Genomic DNA, 5,059 nt, shown 5'->3' with positions numbered 1-5,059 from the left:
GAACGGCCGTCGACGCGGGCGACGATGTCGGTGCGCTTGCCCTCGACCGTGGAGTGACCGTAGAGGTAACCGTCGGCGCCGAGCTCTTCGACCAGGTCGACGCTCACCTCGAGGCCCTCGCCGTGCGTGGTCGAGAGGTGGATGTCCTCGGGGCGGACGCCGATGGTGACCTTCGGGCCGGTCGCGCCGGCGATGATCTCGCGGGCGACGGGGATCGTGGCGGTGCCGAACTTGATGCCACCCTCGACGGTGTCGGCGAGGAAGAGGTTCATGGCCGGGCTGCCGATGAAGCCGGCGACGAAGACGTTGTTCGGCTTGGCGTACAGGTCGCGCGGGGTGCCGACCTGCTGGAGCACGCCGTCCTTGAGCACCGCGATGCGGTCACCCATGGTGAGGGCTTCCGTCTGGTCGTGGGTGACGTAGACGGTCGTGACGCCGAGGCGACGCTGCAGCGATGCGATCTGGGTGCGGGTCTGCACGCGGAGCTTGGCGTCGAGGTTCGACAGCGGCTCGTCCATGAGGAACACCTGGGGCTGACGCACGATGGCACGACCCATGGCAACGCGCTGACGCTGGCCACCCGAGAGGGCCTTCGGCTTGCGGCTGAGGTACGGCTCGAGGTCGAGCAGCTTGGCGGCTTCGAGAACGCGAGCGGCGCGCTCGTCCTTGTTGACGCCGGCGATCTTGAGTGCGAAGCCCATGTTCTCGGCGACCGTCATGTGCGGGTACAGGGCGTAGTTCTGGAAGACCATCGCGATGTCGCGGTCCTTCGGGGGAACATCCGTCACGTTGCGCTCACCGATGAAGATGTTGCCGTCGTTGACCTCTTCGAGGCCGGCGAGCATGCGCAGGGACGTTGACTTTCCACAGCCGGACGGACCGACGAGGACGAGGAATTCACCATCGGCAACCGACAGGTCGAGGTGGTCGACCGCGGGGCGGGTGGAACCCGGGTAGAGACGGGTTGCTTTGTCAAAGGTGACTGAAGCCATTTTTGGTATTCTCCTTCACCGGCAGGTACGTGCCGGACGATCCGTTGTGATGGGATTTGCCGGCCTGCGCATCATGGCAGGAGCCGACTGTTCCAGTATGACACGCCCGAACAGGGGGTTTGCGGCGCTTTTGTCGGGCGGATGGCTCGCACGGCAGCCCCTGTCTGGTCATTTCCCAGACTGGAGTCCTATTATCTGGAGGGCATTTACATAGGAAATGTCGATACAGAGACCTACCCGAAGCGAGCATTCATGACAATTGGCGGATCTGGCGAGAGTCGACCTTCCCGAAATAAGCGACGCGACGCGGTCCGCACGAAGGCTACCCAGCTGCGTGTCGAGCAGAAGAAGAAGAACCGTCGCAATCGGTTCCTGCTGCAGGGCGGCATCCTGGTGGTCGCACTCGCGATCGTCGCCGTTATCGCGCTCGTCGTCATGAACTCGATCCGCCCCGCAGGCCCCGGACCCGCGAACATGGCCAGCGACGGCATCCTCATCGGCGAGGGTATGAAGGTCACGGCAACCACCGCTCTCAAGGCCGGCGCAGACGCGGTGCCGTCCACGCCGGACGCGACCGGAACCGTCGCCGACATCCGCGTGTACGTCGACTACCTCTGCCCGTTCTGCGGCCAGTTCGAGAAAACCAACAGCGACCAGATTGTGAAGTGGGTCACCTCGGGCGCCGCAACGCTCGAGATCCACCCGATCTCAATTCTGACCAGCAAGTCAGCCGGCACCCAGTACTCGCTCCGCTCGGCGAACGCTGCCGCGTGCGTTGCCAACTATTCTCCCAATGACTTCTTCGCCTTCAACGCCGCACTGTTCGCCAACCAGCCGAAGGAAGCAACGGCAGGGCTGGACGATGCAGCGATCATGGGGCTCGTGACGAGCTCCGGAGTCGCGTCATCCGTCTCGGAGATCGACACCTGCATCACGGACGTGCGCTACAAGGCCTGGGTGGTCGCCGCGACCAACCGGGCGCTGTCCGGTCCATTGCCCAACACCACTGTCGAGGCCGTGACCGGAACGCCGACGGTGCTGGTGAACGGCAAGCAGTACTCGGGTGCACTCGATGACCCCAAGGAATTCGCCGCATTCGTGCTGCAGTCCGCCGGCGAGACCTACTCGACGTCGACCCCCACTCCCACGCCGACCCCGGCGGGCTGATCCCCGTCCGGACTGCAGCTTTTTCTTCGTAGGCGGTTCCCGTCGGGCGGATGCTGCCGGTCTGGCCCCGGAGACCCCGTTCGTCATTTAGGATGGGGGACCGAGGCGGGAATCCGCCTCATGCCGGCCTGGCGCAATTGGTAGCGCACCACTCTTGTAAAGTGGGGGTTACGGGTTCAAGTCCCGTGGCCGGCCCCACAACCCTTGAAAACACTGGGATCCACGCCGATCCGGTTCTCACGGAATCGCCCGCAGTCATGATCCGATATGCTTGCGCGAACGGCTGGGGATGATCCGAATGACTGGCGTTCACGGGGTAGGTAGACGACTTCGCCGAACGAGTCGTGCGGTCGGTCAGGTGCTCGCCACCCTCTTCTTTGTTGTACTGGACGTAGTCAGCGGATGGACGGGCGGTGCGGCCTCCTCGGTCATCCTGCCCGTCGTTCTTCCGGGATCAGGTGGCGATCCGTCGTCACAGAATTCCGAGACAGCGGCTGTGGCGCCGCGGCACACTCGCAAACGGCGATAACCGCTCGGTTTCGGCTTCGACACTTTTCGCTTGCCTGCTCGTGGTGTGCCTCGCCGGTCAATGTTCCCTGTGCGGACAACTATGGCCGGGACGCGGGTAACAATTGTCCGCAGCGGCACCAGTTGGGGCCGGTGGCGGCACAATGGAACACCAGCGAAGGAGCAGAGATGTCGTTCCAGGCATACCTCGACAACATCGAAGACAAGACCGGACTGACCCCGCGTGAGTTCATCGCCCTCGCCCATGAGAAGGGGTTCGACGACCCGTCCACAAAGGCCGGGGCGATCGTCGACTGGCTGAAGGCGGACTTCGACCTGGGCCGAGGCCACGCGATGGCGCTCGTGCACGTCATCAAGAATGGCGAGAAGATCGACGCCAAGCACGTCGGGACCGGGACCACGCACAGCGATGCGTCCGAAACGCTCTGGCTCGACGGGAAACTGAACCGCCCCCAATGAACGCGTGCACTTGGGCGCCTGCAGATGTCGGATTTTGACAGAGCGGGCAGACGCCGGGCGCGAAATGGTCGATGATGGCATAGTCGCGCTTGAACGCGCCATACTGCCGACGGATGCCGCCAGACAGGCACCAGACCGGCCAGACCAGAAGGACGCACACCCATGCCGCACGACGCGATCGCCCGAGAGGGCGACCGGTGACAGCAGAGCGCTCCGGGCCGCTCGGCTTCCGTCGAACCGCCTGGTTCCGACTCGCCGTGGCCGTCATCCTCGCGATCGGCCTCCTCGCCGCAGCAGTGCTCGCCGCGAAGGGCATCCGCTCGCTACCGTCCGTGCAGTCCTTCCTGACCGACTTCCCGGGAGCGTCGCCGCTGCCGTCCGGGGCACCCGTCGGCTTCCCGGCGTGGCTCGCCTGGCAGCACGGGCTCAACGTTTTCTTTCTGCTCTTCATCGTGCGTTCTGGCTGGCAGGTGCGCACCGCCGGGCGGCCGACCATGTTCTGGACCCGGCGCAATACCGGGCTCATCCGCACGAAACGACCGCCCGCCCGGATGGGCATCAACGTCTGGCTCCACCTCTCGGTCGACGTGCTCTGGGTTGTCAACGGGCTGCTCTTCTACGTGCTGCTCTTTGTCACCGGCCAGTGGGTGCGCATCGTCCCGGTGAGCTGGGACATCATTCCCAACGCCGTGTCGGCCGCGCTCCAATACGTCTCGCTGGACTGGCCGGTCGCCGACGGCTGGGTCAACTACAACGCACTCCAGACCCTGAGCTACTTCACCATCGTGTTTCTGGCCGCTCCGCTCGCGCTCGCCACCGGCATCCGCTTGTCGCCGCTCTGGACGTCACGACGCCTCAGCGCACTCGTTCCGCTCCGCGCGACCAAGACGGTGCACGTCGGCGTGATGGTCGTCTTCCTGGTCTTTGTCGTCGTGCACGTGACCCTGGTCTTCGCGACAGGGGCGCTGCGCAACCTCAATCACATGTACGCCGTGCAGAGCGACGGCGGCTGGACCGGATTCTGGATCTTTGCCGCCTCGCTCGTCGTGATGATCGTGGCCTGGTTCGCCGCCGGCCCCCGCCTGCTGCGGGCGATCGCCTCGCTCGGCGGCACCGTCATCTCGCGTTGAGCCGCTCTGGCGAGGCTTCGCTGCATGCGCTCGGTCGCAAAGTCGGAGATTTTCGCGACACGCCGCGAATCCGGTCAGCGGATGCCGCGAGTCGCGAAAAACTCCGACCTTGCGTTCTCTGGCGCTCCCCCGGGTCTGCTCCGGGAATCCCCATCGATAGGCGCTGGGGGCCGCGCGACTGCGCGTTCCGCGATCCGTCCGGCAACACGGTGCGCACCGCGCATTCCGTGTGACCTACGCGCGAGCGCTGTCCTCGCCGAAGTCGGGGCTCGACGGCCGGCGGATGCTGCCGGCGCTCGACAGTCCGACTGCCGGCAGTCCCACAGCGGGGTAGTCCGCCTGCGGCCAGACGATCGGCTCAAGCTCCCGGCTCACCGAGCGGGACCGTGGCCCCTTGGCGAGCAGGACTACCCAGACGTAGCAGCCGACGAGCGCCCAGAGGAACCGGAGCACGACATCCACAAGCGGTTCCAGGAAGGTGGGGTCGGCATCGTCGACGCTCGGGCGCCGGGCAACGGCGGAAACGGCGGGAGCAGGAGCTTCGGCGGTCAGGGTCACTGTGACGGCCGGCCGCAGGAGGGTCAGCGTTCCGAGGTAGACGGAGTCGGGCTGGACGAGTGTGCTGATTTCTACGCTCACGCCACGAGGATACGTCGCGCCCTCGCCGTGCCCGGGACATTCCGCCGACGTTCAGGTGAAGAGACGGTGAAGCTTGCGGGTGCTGAACCGCGCCCCGGCGAACGCGCGCCAACTGCGCCGCTTCGCGCCAGGCATGCCTGGCGC

Annotated in this window: 5 protein-coding genes and 1 tRNA gene; 4 read left to right on the top strand and 2 right to left on the bottom strand. The window is 65.6% G+C overall.

Annotated elements, in window-relative coordinates:
- Nucleotides 1–992: sn-glycerol-3-phosphate ABC transporter ATP-binding protein UgpC (locus tag QN350_RS18930; protein ID WP_323517107.1), on the bottom strand; the 992-nt coding region annotated here is incomplete at its 3' end.
- A gap of 252 nt (nt 993–1,244) precedes the next feature.
- On the opposite strand from QN350_RS18930, the gene QN350_RS18925 reads away from it, so the two are divergent.
- The 4 genes from QN350_RS18925 to QN350_RS18910 all read left to right on the top strand — a co-directional run bounded on the left by QN350_RS18925 (nt 1,245) and on the right by QN350_RS18910 (nt 4,276).
- Entirely contained in the window at nt 1,245–2,159 is a 915-nt protein-coding gene (locus QN350_RS18925; RefSeq protein WP_281535794.1) for a DsbA family protein, read from the top strand.
- A gap of 122 nt (nt 2,160–2,281) precedes the next feature.
- Nucleotides 2,282–2,357: transfer RNA gene (locus QN350_RS18920), tRNA-Thr, on the top strand.
- Between the two features lie 498 nt (nt 2,358–2,855).
- Nucleotides 2,856–3,146, top strand: coding sequence for a DUF4287 domain-containing protein (locus tag QN350_RS18915; RefSeq protein WP_322137907.1), 291 nt, complete (start codon nt 2,856–2,858; stop codon nt 3,144–3,146).
- Nucleotides 3,147–3,343: 197 nt separating this feature from the next.
- Nucleotides 3,344–4,276, top strand: a complete 933-nt coding sequence (locus tag QN350_RS18910) for a hypothetical protein (RefSeq protein WP_322137906.1) — start codon at nt 3,344–3,346, stop codon at nt 4,274–4,276.
- 234 nt (nt 4,277–4,510) lie between these two features.
- Here the strand turns inward: QN350_RS18910 and QN350_RS18905 are convergent, their stop codons facing one another.
- Nucleotides 4,511–4,915, bottom strand: a complete 405-nt coding sequence (locus QN350_RS18905; protein WP_322137905.1) for a hypothetical protein — start codon at nt 4,913–4,915, stop codon at nt 4,511–4,513.
- Nucleotides 4,916–5,059: the final 144 nt, after the last annotated feature.

Source organism: Cryobacterium sp. 10I5, from assembly GCF_035019865.1.
Lineage (GTDB): Bacteria > Actinomycetota > Actinomycetes > Actinomycetales > Microbacteriaceae > Cryobacterium > Cryobacterium breve_A.
Note: the sequence above shows the minus strand (reverse complement) of the source record. Positions and strands in the feature narration are given on the sequence as shown.